The sequence below is a fragment of the Amycolatopsis thermophila genome, from assembly GCF_030814215.1.
GTDB classification, from domain to species: Bacteria; Actinomycetota; Actinomycetes; order Mycobacteriales; family Pseudonocardiaceae; genus Amycolatopsis_E; species Amycolatopsis_E thermophila.
In genome coordinates, this window is record NZ_JAUSUT010000001.1 from 6,530,344 (window position 1) to 6,545,076 (window position 14,733).

At 70.3% G+C, this 14,733-nt stretch carries 17 protein-coding genes and 1 tRNA gene; 14 read left to right on the forward strand and 4 right to left on the reverse strand.

Translation table 11 applies throughout. The annotated features are described in order from the left end of the window. The first annotated feature begins 9 nt into the window (after nucleotides 1-9). Nucleotides 10-1,146, forward strand: a complete 1,137-nt coding sequence (locus FB470_RS32000) for a sulfotransferase family protein (protein ID WP_306997604.1) — start codon at nucleotides 10-12, stop codon at nucleotides 1,144-1,146. A gap of 12 nt (nucleotides 1,147-1,158) precedes the next feature. Here FB470_RS32000 and FB470_RS32005 read toward each other — a convergent pair whose 3' ends face one another. Next, nucleotides 1,159-2,004 carry a helix-turn-helix transcriptional regulator gene (locus FB470_RS32005; RefSeq protein WP_306997606.1) on the reverse strand — a complete coding sequence of 282 codons (846 nt, stop codon included), beginning with the start codon at nucleotides 2,002-2,004 and terminating at the stop codon, nucleotides 1,159-1,161. A 100-nt stretch (nucleotides 2,005-2,104) separates the two neighbouring features. On the opposite strand from FB470_RS32005, the gene FB470_RS32010 reads away from it, so the two are divergent. Together FB470_RS32010 and FB470_RS32015 are read left to right on the forward strand one after the other, a co-directional pair. Continuing rightward, nucleotides 2,105-2,866 carry an SDR family oxidoreductase gene (locus FB470_RS32010; protein WP_306997608.1) on the forward strand — a complete coding sequence of 254 codons (762 nt, stop codon included), beginning with the start codon at nucleotides 2,105-2,107 and terminating at the stop codon, nucleotides 2,864-2,866. A 61-nt stretch (nucleotides 2,867-2,927) separates the two neighbouring features. After that, nucleotides 2,928-4,142, forward strand: coding sequence for an amidohydrolase family protein (locus FB470_RS32015; RefSeq protein WP_306997610.1), 1,215 nt, complete (start codon nucleotides 2,928-2,930; stop codon nucleotides 4,140-4,142). A gap of 1 nt (nucleotide 4,143) precedes the next feature. On the opposite strand, the gene FB470_RS32020 is transcribed toward FB470_RS32015, so the two are convergent. Then, on the reverse strand, nucleotides 4,144-5,283 hold the full coding sequence (locus FB470_RS32020; protein ID WP_306997613.1) for a serine hydrolase domain-containing protein: 1,140 nt from the start codon (nucleotides 5,281-5,283) through the stop codon (nucleotides 4,144-4,146). Nucleotides 5,284-5,323: 40 nt separating this feature from the next. Continuing rightward, nucleotides 5,324-7,096 (reverse strand): bifunctional homocysteine S-methyltransferase/methylenetetrahydrofolate reductase, encoded by a 1,773-nt coding sequence (locus FB470_RS32025; RefSeq protein WP_306997615.1) that lies wholly within the window; start codon nucleotides 7,094-7,096, stop codon nucleotides 5,324-5,326. Nucleotides 7,097-7,368: 272 nt separating this feature from the next. Between FB470_RS32025 and FB470_RS32030 the strand changes: the two genes are divergently transcribed. The 7 genes from FB470_RS32030 to FB470_RS32060 all read left to right on the forward strand — a co-directional run bounded on the left by FB470_RS32030 (nucleotide 7,369) and on the right by FB470_RS32060 (nucleotide 11,341). Beyond that, nucleotides 7,369-7,442 (forward strand) — tRNA-Ile (locus FB470_RS32030). A 76-nt stretch (nucleotides 7,443-7,518) separates the two neighbouring features. Next, on the forward strand, nucleotides 7,519-8,466 hold the full coding sequence (locus tag FB470_RS32035; protein ID WP_306997617.1) for a tyrosine-type recombinase/integrase: 948 nt from the start codon (nucleotides 7,519-7,521) through the stop codon (nucleotides 8,464-8,466). Nucleotides 8,467-8,833: 367 nt separating this feature from the next. Then, the gene (locus FB470_RS32040; protein WP_306997620.1) at nucleotides 8,834-9,121 is read left to right on the forward strand and encodes a hypothetical protein; all 288 of its coding nucleotides are present in this window, start codon (nucleotides 8,834-8,836) and stop codon (nucleotides 9,119-9,121) included. Between the two features lie 270 nt (nucleotides 9,122-9,391). Further along, the gene (locus tag FB470_RS32045; RefSeq protein ID WP_306997622.1) at nucleotides 9,392-9,730 is read left to right on the forward strand and encodes a hypothetical protein; all 339 of its coding nucleotides are present in this window, start codon (nucleotides 9,392-9,394) and stop codon (nucleotides 9,728-9,730) included. Beyond that, nucleotides 9,727-10,767 (forward strand): AAA family ATPase, encoded by a 1,041-nt coding sequence (locus FB470_RS32050; RefSeq protein ID WP_306997624.1) that lies wholly within the window; start codon nucleotides 9,727-9,729, stop codon nucleotides 10,765-10,767. Before FB470_RS32045 ends, FB470_RS32050 begins: the two co-directional genes overlap by 4 nt. After that, nucleotides 10,764-11,030: a hypothetical protein gene (locus tag FB470_RS32055; protein WP_306997626.1), complete on the forward strand. Its 267-nt coding sequence runs from the start codon at nucleotides 10,764-10,766 to the stop codon at nucleotides 11,028-11,030. Before FB470_RS32050 ends, FB470_RS32055 begins: the two co-directional genes overlap by 4 nt. Next, nucleotides 11,027-11,341 carry a hypothetical protein gene (locus FB470_RS32060; protein ID WP_306997628.1) on the forward strand — a complete coding sequence of 105 codons (315 nt, stop codon included), beginning with the start codon at nucleotides 11,027-11,029 and terminating at the stop codon, nucleotides 11,339-11,341. The genes FB470_RS32055 and FB470_RS32060 overlap by 4 nt, the downstream gene beginning before the upstream one ends. Here the strand turns inward: FB470_RS32060 and FB470_RS32065 are convergent. Continuing rightward, the gene (locus FB470_RS32065) at nucleotides 11,316-12,434 is read right to left on the reverse strand and encodes an IS110 family RNA-guided transposase (RefSeq protein ID WP_306988316.1); all 1,119 of its coding nucleotides are present in this window, start codon (nucleotides 12,432-12,434) and stop codon (nucleotides 11,316-11,318) included. The two genes, FB470_RS32060 and FB470_RS32065, sit on opposite strands and share 26 nt — an antisense overlap. 432 nt (nucleotides 12,435-12,866) lie before the next feature. On the opposite strand from FB470_RS32065, the gene FB470_RS32070 reads away from it, so the two are divergent. From FB470_RS32070 to FB470_RS32085, 4 genes are read left to right on the forward strand one after another with little or no spacing between them, the layout of a single operon-like run. Continuing rightward, nucleotides 12,867-13,343: a phage terminase small subunit gene (locus tag FB470_RS32070; protein WP_442320400.1), complete on the forward strand. Its 477-nt coding sequence runs from the start codon at nucleotides 12,867-12,869 to the stop codon at nucleotides 13,341-13,343. 29 nt (nucleotides 13,344-13,372) lie between these two features. Continuing rightward, nucleotides 13,373-14,029, forward strand: a complete 657-nt coding sequence (locus FB470_RS32075) for a hypothetical protein (RefSeq protein ID WP_306997632.1) — start codon at nucleotides 13,373-13,375, stop codon at nucleotides 14,027-14,029. Then, nucleotides 14,026-14,322, forward strand: a complete 297-nt coding sequence (locus tag FB470_RS32080; RefSeq protein WP_306997634.1) for a hypothetical protein — start codon at nucleotides 14,026-14,028, stop codon at nucleotides 14,320-14,322. The genes FB470_RS32075 and FB470_RS32080 overlap by 4 nt, the downstream gene beginning before the upstream one ends. Then, entirely contained in the window at nucleotides 14,322-14,642 is a 321-nt protein-coding gene (locus FB470_RS32085) for a hypothetical protein (RefSeq protein ID WP_306997636.1), read from the forward strand. The genes FB470_RS32080 and FB470_RS32085 overlap by 1 nt, the downstream gene beginning before the upstream one ends. The last annotated feature ends 91 nt before the right edge of the window (nucleotides 14,643-14,733 follow it).

Consider the following 14,733-nt stretch of genomic DNA (forward strand, 5'->3'; position numbering starts at 1 on the left):
CCTTCTGCCATGTCCACGGGACGCGACAGCGTCGGCACGGTCGACGACCTGCACGACTCGGCCACCCGGTTCTGCGGGTTGTCCGATTTCGGCGGCGACGAGTACCGCGAGGGCCTGGCGGTACTGCTGGAGTCCTACGCCCGCGACGCCGGGCTGACACCGTTCGGCAACAAGATCAAGCGGGCGTTCCTGCGGCAGGCGCTCGTGGCGCGGCTGCTGAGCGAAGACGCCTGGAAACGCTTCCCCGAGTACGCGGACGTGCCGGTCGAGCGGCCGATCTTCGTCACCGGCCTGCCGCGCACCGGCACCACGGCCCTGCACCGGCTGCTCACCGCCGACCCCGCGCACCAGGGGCTGGAGGCGTGGCTGGCGGAGGTGCCGCAGCCGCGCCCGCCGCGCGAGACGTGGACCGGCAACCCGGTGTTCCAGGGCATCCAGGCCGGGTACGAGCGGCACCACGTCGAGCACCCGGAGTTCCTCGGGGTGCACCACAGCTCGGCCGAGCAGGTCGAGGAGTGCTGGCAGCTGCTGCGGCAGTCGGCGAAATCGGTGTCCTACGAGTGCCTGGCCCACGTGCCGACGTACTCGCAGTGGCTGGCGGCGCAGGACTGGACCGACGCGTACGCCCGGCACCGGCGGAACCTGCAGCTCATCGGGCTGCCGGACGCGGGCAAACGGTGGGTGCTGAAGAACCCGTCGCACCTGTTCGCGCTGGACGCCCTGCTGGAGGTGTACCCGGACGCGCTGGTGATCCAGACCCACCGCGCCCCGGAGACGATCATCGCCTCGGTGTGCAGCCTGAACCAGCAGGCCTCCGCGGGCTGGTCGACGATCTTCCACGGCCCCGTGGTGGGCCGCACGCAACTGGACCTGTGGTCGCGCGGCGCGGCGACGTTCGAGCGGGAGCGGGCCAAGCACGACCCGGCCCGGTTCTACGACGTGGACTACGGCGAGTTCGTCGCCGATCCGCTGGGCGTGGTCGGGAAGGTGTACGACCACTTCGGACTGTCGCTCACAGCCGAAGCGGAGTCGGCGATGCGGGCGGTGTACACCGAGAGCACCACCGGCGCGGGACGCCCGTCGCACCGCTACACGCTGGAGGAGTTCGGCCTGACGGCCGAGGAGGTGCGGGAGCGCTTCGCCTGAGGTCCGCGGTGCCTACTGGACCGTGTCGAACCGCTCGGTGCCCACCACTCCGAGCAGCTGCAGCTTCTCGGCCGCCTCCGTGCGCGGCGGGGCCGTGAGCACGAGCAGCGCCTGCGACTGGTCCTCGGTGAACAGCACCTGGCAGTCCACCTCGATCTCGCCCAGCTGGGGGTGCACGAGGACCTTGTGGTCCTCGAAGCGTTTGGCCACCTCGTGGCGGTCCCACAGCTGCGCGAACTCCGGACTGGCCTTGGTCAGCACCCGCACCAGCTCCCCGGCCCGGGACTGCGGACCCATCGACCCGAGGGCGGCGCGCAGGCCGGCCACGAGGGCGCGGCCCTGGCGGGCGCGGTCGTGCTCGGGGTAGATCAGGCGCTCGGCCGGATCGGTGAACCAGCGGTAGATCTCACTGCGCGCCCAGCCGGTGAGGTGGGACCGGTCGCCGTAGAGGGCTTCGGCCATGCTGTTCTGCACGAGCACCTCGCCGAGGTTCGACAGGATCAGCGCGGGCGTGTCCGACAGCCGGTCCAGCACGCGCTGCAACGCCGGCGCCACGTGCGCCGCCGCGACCATCGGCGTGGGGGCGTTGCGGCCGGCGATCCGGAACAGGTAGTCGCGCTCGGTGCCGGTCAGGCGCAGCGCGCGGGCCAGGGCGGCCAGCATCTGCTCGCTCGGCTGCGGCCCGCGCTGCTGCTCGAGCCGCGTGTAGTAGTCGGTCGACATCGCCGCCAGCGCCGCGACCTCCTCCCGGCGCAGGCCCGCCGCGCGGCGGCGCGGCCCGGCCGGCAGCCCGACGTCCTCGGGCCGCAACTGCTCACGGCGGCGGCGCAGGAACGCGGCCAGCTCTACACGGTCCACGCCCCCAGTATCCGCGACCGGGCCGCGCGAACCAGGGACCGCCGATCCCCCGATGAGCACTCTCTTCTTCCGGCCCGGACGGATACCCAGACTCAGGGTCATGAACATCAGCGGAAACACCATCTTCATCCCCGGATCCACCAGCGGCATCGGCCTCGCGCTCGCGCGGCGGCTCCAGGCGAAGGGCAACACCGTCATCATCGGCGGCCGCCGCACCGAACTGCTCGACGAGCTGGCCGCCGAGCACGGATTCGACACCGTGCGCATCGACACCGCCGACGCCGCCAGCATCCGCGCCGCGGCCGCCGAGGTGATCGGCAAACACCCGGACCTCAACGTCGTCGTGGCGATGGCGGGCATCATGCGCGTGGAGGACTGGCACCACCCCGACGGCTTCCTGACCTCCGCCGAGGAGGTCGTGACCACCAACCTGCTCGGCCCCATCCGGCTGGTGGCCGCGTTCATCGAGCACCTGCGGACGCGGCCGGGCGCCACGATCGTGACGGTGTCCTCGGGCCTGGCCTTCGCGCCGCTGCGGGCCACGCCGAGCTACAACGCGAGCAAGGCGGCCATCCACATGCTCAGCGAGTCGCTGCGGCTGCAGCTGGCGGACACCTCGGTCAGCGTCGTCGAGCTCGAGCCGCCGTCGGTGCGCACCGCGCTGCTGCCCGGCCAGGAGGACAGCGACTTCGCCATGCCGCTCGACGAGTTCGCCGACGAGGTGATCAAGCTCTTCGAATCCCAGCCGGACGCCAAGGAGATCCAGGTGGAGAACGTGAAGTTCCTCCGGTACGGCGAGGCCCGCGGCGACTACGACCAGGTCGTGGCCACCCTCAACGCGGCCGACCCGCACGGCCGGTGACACCGGCGCGGCCGCCCCGGCAGCACCCTCGCCCGCCGGGGCGGCGTGCGATGCTGAACCGGTGAGCGACCTGTACATCACCGGTGTGCACCCCTGGGGAGCCGAGCTGTCGGACGTGGAGATCCGGGACGGCCGCATCGCCGCTGTGCACCCCGCCGGCGGCCCCGCGCCGACCGGGGTCGAGGTGGTCGAGGGCGACGGGCGCCAGCTCGTCCCGTCGTTCTCCGACGTCCACGTCCACCTGGACTCGACCCGGCTCGGGCTGCCGTGGCGGCCGAACGACTCGCCCGGCGGCGTGTGGTCGAACATGCTGCACGACCGCGCGCACTGGCGCGAGGGCCCGGTGCCGATGCGCGAACGGTCCACGCACATGCTCGGCCTGCTCATCGCCCACGGCGTCACCCGCGTGCGCGGCTACGCGCAAATCGACGCCGACTGCAAGCTGGAACGGCTCGAAGCCGTCGCGGCCGCGCGCGAAACCCACGCCGCCCGGGCCGACGTGGAGATCATCGCGTTCCCCCAGGCCGGGCTCCTGCGCGAACCCGGCGTGCCCGGCCTGGTGGAGGCTGCGCTGCGCGAGGGCGCGACCGTGATGGGCGGCATCGACCCGTGCGCCCTCGACCGCGACCCGGTGCGGCACCTCGACATCGTGTTCGGGCTCGCCGAGCGGTACGGCGTCGCGGTGGACGTGCACCTGCACGAGCCCGGCGAGCTGGGCCTGTTCAGCCTCGGCCTGATCATCGAGCGGACGCGAGCCCTGGACCTGCGGGGCAAGGTCACCATCTCGCACGCCTTCACGCTCGCGCACACCCCGCCACCCCAGCTGGACGACGTGCTGGCCGAGATGGCGGAGCTGGACATCTCGGTCGCCACGGTCGCGCCGCCCGGCCGCGGCACGCTCCCGCTCACCCGGCTCACCGAAGCCGGCATCCGGGTCGGCCTCGGCGACGACGGCCAGCGGGACTACTGGTCGCCCTACGGCAACGCCGACCTGCTGGACCGCACCTGGCAACTGGCGTTCACCAACGGCTTCCGCAACGATCCCCAGGTGGAGCACGCCCTGGCGGTCGCCACGTGGGGCGGCGCGTCGGTGATCGACCCGTCGGTGCCGGCGCTGCGGGGCGTGGACGACCGGCCCGGCGTCGCGGCCGGCGACCCGGCCGATCTCGTGCTCCTCGACGGCGAGGCGCCCGCGGCCGCGGTGCAGGACCGGCTGCCGCACCGCACGGTGATCCACGCCGGGCGCGTCGTGGCCCACGACCTGGCGCTGGTGTGAGTCAGCGGGCCAGTGCGGCGCCGACGGCGAGTTCGTAGATCGCGCGCAGCTGCTCGAACAGCGCCGCGTTGGTGCCCGGCGTGATCTGCGCGGTGGCACTGACCGCGACCGCGCGCCGGCCGTCCCGGGTGGCCGCGGCGAACTGGGTGTACCCGGCGGTGTTGCCGGTGTGTCCGTAGACGCGGCCGTAGCGGGTGTCGTAGCGGAAGATCCCGAGGCCGGCCGCGTTGACACCCGGCCCCGGCGGTTCCGAGCCGCCCGGCCGGAAGCGGAACTGCGCGGCCCGCACCGCCGGGTGCAGCAGCGTTCCGGCGGCGTGGGCGCGGATGAACCGCACCAGATCGGCCGGGGTGGACACCACTCCCCCGGAGGCCCAGCTCCAGCCCGCCGCGACCTGGGTGCTCACGTCGTCGGCGCCGTCGTAGCCGTGCAGGTACGGATCGGGCAGCGCCGAGCCGCGGGGCAGGCTCGTGCGGGTCAGGTTCAGCGGCCCGGCGACCAGGCGCCGCATGAGGTCCTCGTACCGGATGCCGGTGGCCGCCTCGCACATCAGCCCGACGAGGATGTTGTCCGAGTTGGAATAGGAGTACCGGGTGCCGGGTGGGAACTGCAGGTCCGGGTCGTCGAGGTAGCCGAGCAGAGCGCGCGGCGGCGGCGGGTCCTGCAGCGACGCCAGCAGCGCGTCCCGGAACCGCCCGGACTTGCTGAAGTCCGGGATCCCGCTGGTGTGGCCCAGCAACTGGCGCAGTGTCACCGGCGACCACTGCCGGGGGAAACCGTCCAGCCGGTGGCCGACCGTGTCATCGAGTCCCAGTTCCCCGCGGCTCACCACGGACAGCGCCGTCGCGGCGCTGAACGCCTTGGCCACGCTGGCCACGCGCATGTGGTCGTCGGGCCGGGGCGCGCGGCCGGACACCACATCGGACACCCCCACGCTGTGGAACGCCGACCCGCCGTCGCGTCCGATCGCGACGGTCAGGGCCGGTGGGCCGCCGGGTTTGCCTGCCAGGTCGCGCATCGCGGTCAGGAGTGCGCTGTGGACGGGTGGTGATTCACCGGCCACGGCCCGGCCCGCGACGGCGCTCCACCCGGCCGTGCCGAGTGCCCCCACCTTCAGGACCGTCCTGCGCCGCAGCGACATCGGCCGAGACTAGCACCGCGGCGAACCTGGACAAACCCCCTCAGGCCGACGATTTCTCCTGCCGGACAAGGGGTTCGATCTTGCCGGTGCGCTTCCCCGCCACGACCACGGCACCGCGCACCAGGCTTCGCGCACCGTCGAGGACCTCGGCGGCGAGGGCGAGCCCCACCTCGGCCTCGCGGTCCCCCGCGGACTCCAAGGCGGACAGTGTGCTCGGCGGGATCGTCACGTCCGGCACCTCGTAGGCGAGGTATTCGGCCTCGGCGTAGCCGGACAACGGCTCGATCGCGACGAGGACCGGGATGTCCACACCGGACAGTTCGGTCACCATGCGGGAAAGCCCCGCCAGGTCGTACACCGGCCGGGTGATGAGGAACTGGGCGCCGGCCGCGATCTTCGCCTTGGTGCGGGACAGTTCGACGTCCGCGTCCTCCGCGCCCGGGTTGATCCGCGCGCCGATGTGGAACGCGGTGCGGGTGGCCAGGGTGAGCCCGGTGTGGTCGCGGCCGGCGTTGAGACCGGCGAGCAGCCCGATGAGGCCGACCGAGTCGACCTCCCAGATACCGTCGGCGCCCGGGTAGTCGCCCAGCGGGAGCGGCGTGCCGGTCTCGCAGACCACCGTCCGCAGGCCGAACGCGTGGGCGCCCAGGAGGTCGGCCTGCAGCGCGGCCAGTGACCGGTCCCAGGCCTCGACGGTGGTGATGGTGTCGACCCCGGTCTCCCGCTCCAGGTGCAGCGCGTCGCCGAAGTGCCCGCGGACCAGCACCAGGTCGAGGCCGCTGTCGCGGACGAGCTGGGCGTCCTCCGGTTCGCCGCGGGGCGTGACCTGCGCGGCGAGGACGAAGCCGGGTTGTGCCAGGCGGCGGGCCAGCGGGCTCTGCGGCGGCGCCGGGCGCGGTTGCGGCACGGCCGTGACCGGTCTCGTCTCGCGCGGACGCAGGTCCGCCAGGCGGGCGACGACCTCGCGGATGTGGCCCGGGGTGGTGCCGCAGCAGCCGCCGATCATCGCCGCGCCGTGCTCGGCGTAGCGGCGCGCGTAGCGGCCGAAGTGGGCGCGGGCGACCGGGTAGGTGAAGCGGCGTCCGGTGCGCCGGGGCATTCCGGCGTTGGGGTGCACCCCGACGGGCAGGTCGGTGGCGTCGGTGAGCTGGTCGAGCACGGTGAGCATGTGCTGCGGGCCGAGGGTGCAGTTCGCGCCGATCGCGGTGACCGGCAGGCCGGACAGCGCCTTGGCCACCTCGCTCGGGGTCTCGCCGCCCGGGGTCAGGCCGTCGGCGGTGAAGGTCGCGTGGGCGACGATCGGCAGGTCGGTGAGGTCCGCGGCCGCCTCGACGGCCTCGGTCAGTTCCTCCAGGTGGCCGAAGGTCTCGAGGACCAGCAGGTCCACTCCCCCGTCGACCAGGGCCGTGACCTGCTCGCGGACCACGTCGAGCCGCTCGTCGGCCCGCACCCCGCTCCGCTGGCCGGCGCTGACCGCCGGCGAGACCGACCCGGCGACGTAGATGGTGCGGTGCACGCCGCGGCGGGCCTGCCGCGCCAGCCGGACGGCCGCCAGGTTGATGTCGCGGACGCTCACGGAGCAGCCGTGCTCGGCCAGCCGGAGCCGGTTCGCGCCGAAGGTGTTGGTGAGCAGCACGTCCGCACCGGCCGCCACGTAGCCCTCGTGGATGGTGCTGACCAGCTCCGGGTTGGACAGGTTGAGTTCGGGTAAAGCCCGGTCGAGGGAATTGCCGGCCACGTGCAGGACGGTGCCCATGGCCCCGTCGAACACCAGAACCCGCTCCGACAGCTTCTCCGCGAACCGACCTCTCACGAACCCTCCCGGCGCCGTTACCTCCGGGCGTGCACGTGCACGAGGATCCGGCCGGCGCCGCACCCCCACCACACCACCGCGACGCCCGCCATGGATCCATCGTAGGCGGGAAAGCGGACCTACCGGCCGGTTTCCTCGCGCAGGTGCACCACTGATGCACTGCCGCACGGCCGTTCGGGTGAGGCGCCCACCACCGGGGCGGGGAACCGGCGTGCGCTATGTTGTCGTTCACCCCTCCGTGGGTGCGGGCGCCGTGCTGGTGTGCCCGCCTGGGGCCGGTAGCTCAGCTGGTTAGAGCAGGGGACTCATAATCCCTTGGCCGCGGGTTCGAGCCCCGCCCGGCCCACAACCAGGGAATACCAAGGGACTCTATCCCGCACGCCGCTTGTAAAGCAAGGGACTGGCCTCTACTCTTCCGAGGCATGAGCGTCGACACCGACAGCCCGCCTCTCGACGACCTCCGCGAGCTGCTGCCCGACTGGCAACGCCACCTCCGCGCCGCGAACAAGGCGCCGAACACCATCAGCTCCTACCTGCGCGTAGCCGAGGAGTTCGTCGCATTCCTGCTCGAGCGGGGCATGCCAACCGGCGCCGCGTCGATCACACGGGAGCACATCGAGCACTACCTCGTGCACCTGCAGGAACGCCCGAACAAGCGCACCGGAAAGCCGCTCTCCGCGGCGAACATCGCCAAGCACTACCGGTCGCTGCAGCAGCTGTTCCGCTGGCTCGACGAGGTCGAGGGCGAGATTACGTCGAACCCGTTCGCCAAGATGTCGCCGCCGGCCGTGCCCGAGCAGCCGGTGCCGGTGCTCACCGAGGACCAGCTCCGGGCCCTGCTCAAGGCCTGCAGCGGCAAGACGTTCGAGGCGCTGCGGGACACCGCGCTGATCCGCCTGTTCATCGACACCGGCGCCCGCTGCGGCGAGATCGCCCCGCTCACGCTCGACGACCTCGACTTCGATGCCGACGTGGCGCACGTGATGGGCAAGGGGCGCCGCGGCCGCGCGGTCCCGTTCGGCGCGAAGACCGGCGAGGCCCTGCGCCGCTACCTCCGCGCCCGCTCCCGCAACAAGCACGCGGCCAAGACCGACGCCCTGTGGCTCGGACGCAAGGGCGCACTGACCGAGTGGGGCATCCGGCAGGCGCTCAAGCGGCGCGCCCAGCAGGCCGAGGTGCCCGACGTGCATCCGCACCTGTTCCGGCACAGCTTCGCGCACCGCTGGCTCGCCGAGGGCGGCCAGGAACAGGACCTCATGCGACTCGCCGGCTGGCGGTCCCGTGAGATGGTCGGCCGCTACGGCGCATCCGCAGCCGACGAACGCGCCCGGGAGGCCCACCGCCGCGCCGGGCTCGGCGACCGCCTGTGAAGAGACCTGAAGAGGTGGCCCCAAGACGTTCCAAGGCCCTCAGGGAAGACTGGTCAAGAACCACTGATTCACACATTTCCGCAGGCCACACCAGATCCATTCCGGCAAATTAGGTGACGTCAGGCAAGAATTGGCAAGACATTCCAAGACGCGACCCCGAAGCGATCTGAAGAGGTTGCGGCTGACCTGCGAAGACACCCTCGATACGACACGCACAGAAAATGTCGCCCCCATGTGATTCACATACGAGTGCGGCGTGCTAGAAATGGCATCAGCACGAAAGAAGAACGGCGCCCGACCCCATGAGGCCTAGGAAACTTCCGGGGCCGGGCACCTACTCACCTCTTGCGAAGGGAGCGTGCCCATCGTGGCATACCCACTTACCCCCGACCAGCGCAGCCTCCGCGCGCGTCTCGCCGCGTACACGATGCACGGCCAGGGCAAGACCAACACCGCGGCCGGCACCGCGAAGTTCCTCGAGCGGTTCGAGCGCGAAGCCGACCCGGACAACAAGCTGAGCCCCGAAGAGCGCCAGCGACGCGCCCTGCATCTCCGGAAGGCCTACTTCGCCAGGCTCGCGCTCCGCTCCGCGCAGGCGCGCCGCGCGAAGGCCAGTCGGCCCACACCGGGCGCCCCCACGCAGGCAACCCACTAGCGAAGGTGGGACGCCGACCGTGACCCGTAACGAGAAACGGGGCGGTCCGGCTCCGTCAAGCCGACCCGCCCCGTCCACGAGTGGTAGCCGCCCAGCCACCAACACCACCAACCGCACCAGCATAACGCGATCGCGCCCGAGAACGGGCGCCCGATCACGCCGCGCCGCAACACTGAAGGCCTGTGCGCAGGCCTACGCGCACCTCAAGGCGCACGGCCTGATCTCCGAGACCGTCGTCGAGACCCTGCAGGCGTGCATCCGGGAGGCGTCATGACCGACGCCGTGACGCTGTCCCGCGACGAGTACGAGCGGCTCACGCTCGACGCCGGTCGCTGGCGCTACCTCGCCGACTGCCCTGCAACCGCCGAACACCTGCTCGTACTCGTCGCAGAACGGCTCCACTGGGAACAGCGACGCGACCAGGTCCAGACCTCGCACGCCATCAGCGCAGCCGAGGCATGGGGCCAGGTCGCGAACCGACCCACACACGACGAGCTCGAGCGCCGCCGCAACCACTACGACCGGCCACCCCGGACCCCCGAACAGATCCGGGCACAGGCCGCGTGGTCCTGGCGACGCTTCGAACGTCAGATTCAGGAGGCAGCGTGACCAGCGCTTATGACACTCCTGACACTTCTGACACCGATCAGAAGGACGCGGAGAACCTGCTCGCCGGCCTCCGGGACGGCGCATGGCTCGACGCGCAGGAATTCCCACCACTGCAGTACGCGGTTGACGGCCTACTGCCCGAGGGATTCTCACTCCTCATCGGACCGCCCAAGGCCGGAAAATCGTGGCTCGCTCTCGGCTTGCTCCTCGCCATCGCCGGAGGCCGACCCGCAGTCGGGAGAATCGCGATGAGCACCAAGCGTCGCGTGCTGTATCTCGCGCTCGAGGACGGCGACCGGCGCATGCAGGACCGGTGCCGCAACCTGCTCAATGGAGAGCCGATCCCGCCGCTGTTCCACTACCTGACCCAAGTCCAGCCCGGCCGCGTCGTCGCCACCATCGAGGCGTTCCTCGAACAGCACCCGGACACGGCGCTGATCGTCGTCGACACCCTCGGGAAGGTCATGCCGCCGTCCCAGCCCGGCGAGTCGGCGTACCAGCGCGACTACCGCGTCGCCGGACGGCTCAAGGTCATCGCCGACATGCGCCCAGGACTGGCGGTCAGTGTTCTGCACCACGATCGCAAGGCGATCGCCGACGACTTCGTCGACGCCGTATCGGGCACCCACGGCCTCGCAGGAGCCGCCGACACGATCATCGTGCTCGCCCGGAAGCGGCAATCGTCCGAAGCTGTCCTCAAGGTCACCGGCCGCGACGTACCCGAGGCCGAGTACGCCCTGACGATGACCAACGGCGAATGGGTCCTCGACGGCGCCAACCTCGCCGAGGCCGCGCAAACCGCCCAGCACCGCGAAGAAACCGCGGACCGCAGCGACCGAACGATCGACATCGCCACGTTCGTCCGCCAGCACCCGGCAGGTGTCCAGGCCAAGAAGGTCGCCGAGAGGTTCGGCCCCGACGCCTACAAGTACCTCACCCGCCTGACCGACGACGGCTTGATCAGCAAGTTCAAGCGAGGTCTCTACGGACCCGTGTCAGAAGTGTCAGAAGAGTCAGAAACGGAAGAAGCCGCATGACTGCCACCACCTCCGACAGCGATGCCAACTTCGTCGCGTTCATCCCCGCCGGCGGATGGCGCGTCGAGATCATCGGCACCAACGGCGAGCGATGGGACGAACCACTCGTCGGCTGGGGCCTCACCCGCTCCGGGCACGCAGTCGCCTTCACAGGCGGCCCCGAGGGCTTCGCCGAAGAAGTCCCCGACCTGTCGAACAAGACCCGCGTCTACCACCCGGACGCCACCCACTACGGCCCCTTCGCATCAGGAGAGGTCGCATGACCCGACAGATCGAGGTCCCCATCGGACAATGGGCCTTCGCCGCCACCAGCGAACGCCTCGCCATCCTCTGCCACCAGGCCGCCGTCAGCGGCATCACCGGAACCGACCCCGAGCAATTCACGGCCGCAGCACGACACCTCGCCACCCAGCCCCTCGACGCACCCGGCATCCTGCTCATCCCATCCCGACTCCACGACTTCCTGCTCGGCGTCATCGCCGGGCTGGGCTACACCACCGTGGTCCACCAAGCGGGCCCAGGAACACCGATCGATGCTCCTATGTTCGTCAAGCCGCTGTCGGAGGGGGTGTGACGGAGGCCGTGGATGGTCGGGGAAGGTTGGCATAGATTTCCCGGGCGATGTAGCGCTTCAGGCAGCGGATGATCTCGCGTTTGCGCAGGCCTTCGGCGGTGCGCCGCTCGACGTAGTGGCGGGTCGGTTGGTGGCGACGCATCCGGACGATCGTGACGATGTAGAGGGCACTGTTTGCGGCGCGGTCGCCGCCGCGGCTGAGTCGGTGTCGGCCGGTGGTGCGTCCGCTGCTGGCCGGCTGGGGCGCGACACCGCAGAGCTTGGCGAAGGCGGCTTCGTTGCGGATGCGTTCGGGGTTGTCGCCTGCGGTGACGAGGAACTGGCCCGCGATCTCGACGCCGACACCGTGCAGTTCGACCAGTTCGGGTGCCGCTGCGTGGACCAGGGCCCCGATCTGCTTGTTGAGGGCCTTGATCTCATCATCGAGTTGCTTCCAGCGGCGTGCCAGGCCCCGTAGGGTGGCCTTGACTCCGGCCATCAATAGCCGGCCTGGGGTTGTTGCCAGGCCGAGCAGGTCCTCCGTCTCCGGCCGCAGCCGCAGGCATCGGTTGACCAGCGTCTTCTTGCTCAGCACGACAAGTTCGTCGCGCAACGGAGAGGGTGACCCGATCATGACGCCCCACAGTGTGTTGAATGCGCTGGTGCGTGCCTTGACTGCGCTGGAACGAGTCACCCGAAGGGTCCGGATGACCTCGACCAGGCCGGACTTGGCTTTCGGGGTGGCCGTCGAAGTCTGGCCGAGGACAGCCCGGGCGATCTGCTCGGCATCGAGCCGATCGGACTTGCCGTCCATGTGCCGTGCCAGTCTGTTGGGCCGGTTGACCTCGACCACGCGAATCTCCCGGGCGGTAAGGAACCGAGTCAGCGTGGCGCCGAAAGATCCGGTGCTCTCGACCCCGATCGCGCCTACCTCGCCGTGTTCCTGAACCCATGCCAGAAGGTCGGCGTAGCCGCGGTCATTGGCGGGGAACTCCCGATGACCCAACAGGCGGCCGTGGTCATCGACCGCCGCCGCGTAGTGAGTGTTCTTGTGGGTATCGACGCCGCCGATCACGGCACCAGCTGCTGGCTCTATAGCCATCTGGGTTGTCATGCTGGATGTGCTCCTCCGTTAGGGCTGATCTCACGGATGGAGCGAACCGGCCGGGCGGGGCGACAAGTCTGCGACGGGGGCTTCTAGCCCAAGCTCCTATCAGGTCAGCTCCGCCTGGCCGGTGCGCACCACAGTGCTGCACCGGAGCCGGCCGACAAATCGAACGCAGGACACCACCACTATCGATAGGTCATACCTTGACCAGGGTCAGACCGATCCGGTGCAGCACCGAGCTAAGTCTTCACAGACCTTCCCGACGGAATCGCACTCATGAACATGGCCGAAAAGCCGCGAGCGGCCGAATGAGAGGCCATTCCGCGGCGGCACCCCAGAGGGGGTGGGGGGTGACCCACCCCCTCCCCCTCCCCCTAACGGCTGTCATCCCGTCTGACAGTGGCCTCACCGAATGGATCAAGGGCGAAAGGAGCTGATGTGCCCGGTGTCAAGGGCCGCTCAGGCGGCCAGAACAGGAAGCGCGCGGAGCAGCGGCTCGGGAATCCGCACTACGCGCAGGACGACCCGCGGAACCGGGTCGACCGGCCGGTTGCGTCAGGTGATGGCAGGCAGCCTCGCCTGATGGATCTGTGGCCGGCGGAGGAGCCGCCGCTGAAGCTGATCGAGAACCTGTGGGCGTCGCTGTCCACGTCGGGGTTCGACGAGTACTTCACGGATTCCGACTGGGTCGGTGCCGTGATGCTGCTGGTCGGGGCGGATGCGTTGCTGAAGGAGACGATCCGGAGCGGCACGGTGTCGGCGCTGAAGTCGGCTGAGTTGCGCGGCATCCTCGGCGATCTGCTGGTGACGGAGTCGGCGCGTCGGCGGCTGCAGATCGAGGTGCAGCGGGCCGACCTGGACGCTCCGCGTCCGGCGCCGGTGTCACACCTGCAGCTCGCTCAAGAGCTGCAGTGATCGTCACGTGATGAGGAATGGAGATCAGGATGAGTAAGTGGTTCGAGGCGACAGCGTCGCTGCACACGCCTTCGGCGTACGAGGCGCACGGCCTGCACTGGTTGGAGGCGAACAAGCGCATCTCGCCTGAGATGCGGGCTGCGCGGAAGGCGCTGGACGAGTTCCGGGCCGCTTGGCCGCCGCCCCCGAGCCCGGAATCGTTGGGGCAGTTGGTGGTGTCGGAGCCGACGAACCCGGCGGCGTTCGGCGTGATCGCGTTCCTGGCGAATCACAGCCCGGAGGAGATCCGGAACGTGTGGATGGCGGCGTTGTCGCGGGCGGACCGTCCGCTGTGTGAGCGGTTGAACGACGCGACGCACGCTGCGATCAACGCGACGCGGGAGGAACGGATCGCGGATCTGCGGCGCAAGCTCGAGGAGATGTTGCCGCGGCTCGCCGAGCTGGGTGCTGGTCTGTCGGCGAACGAGTTCCGGTCGCCGTCGTTCACGGCGACGCGGAAGGCAGCCGCGCAGTTCTCGGAGCTGTTCGATGAGTACCTGCCGTTGCACCGTGCCGCGCTCGCCGAGGGCATGCGCTTGGTGCGCCGGAGCACGGAGTTGCAGGTACGGCAGGTGCACCCGGAGCACTTCTTCGGCCCGGATGGTGGGCTGGAGCTCGACGAGCAGCGTGAGGAGGTGGCGGCGTGAACGCAAGGCCGCTGAACGATCCCACCTTCACCGCAGAGGTCGTGGAGAAGCTGAACCACGGCCACTCAAACGAGGACCCGTTCGTCAGTGGGTTCGTGAAGATGCTGCCGGGCGCAGGCAGGACGGTGCCAGTCCAGCACCCGGCGCCTGTGGCCCGGTACACGGATCCGTCGCAGGGGATGGGTTCGCAGGTGGTCGAGCAGCCGGAGGACCCGCTGGTGACGATGATCGCGAAGATGGCGGGGGCCCCCTACGCCGATTCCGCCGTCTACTACTGGACGGGGGCGGAGTGATGAGCGTTCCGGGGCTGAACACCAGCGAGTTTGAGAACGCGATCCGCTCGGCGTTCGCGGACCCGCGGACGGCGGCGCAGCGGGCCGCCGACACGCTCGACGATGGCCTCGCCGGCCTGTTCTCTCGCTCGTTCGGCGCGGATGGCTCCGACGCCCCTAAGCGCGAACGCGGCGGCTACGTCGACCCCTCGCAGGGCGTCGGGTATCAGCCTGACACCGAGGGCTCGCCGCGGGGCGGCTTCACGGAGGAGTTGGCCCGTGGGCTCGGTGCGTCTTCGCCGCCGTGGCCTCACGATCCCGGAGTCGGTCAGACCTGGTGACGGGGTGGTGATGGGGGGCGGGTGTGGCGACGGACGCGCCCACCCCCCTTTGCCGCGTCACCTGTTTTGTCGGTACCCGCAGGTACCATCA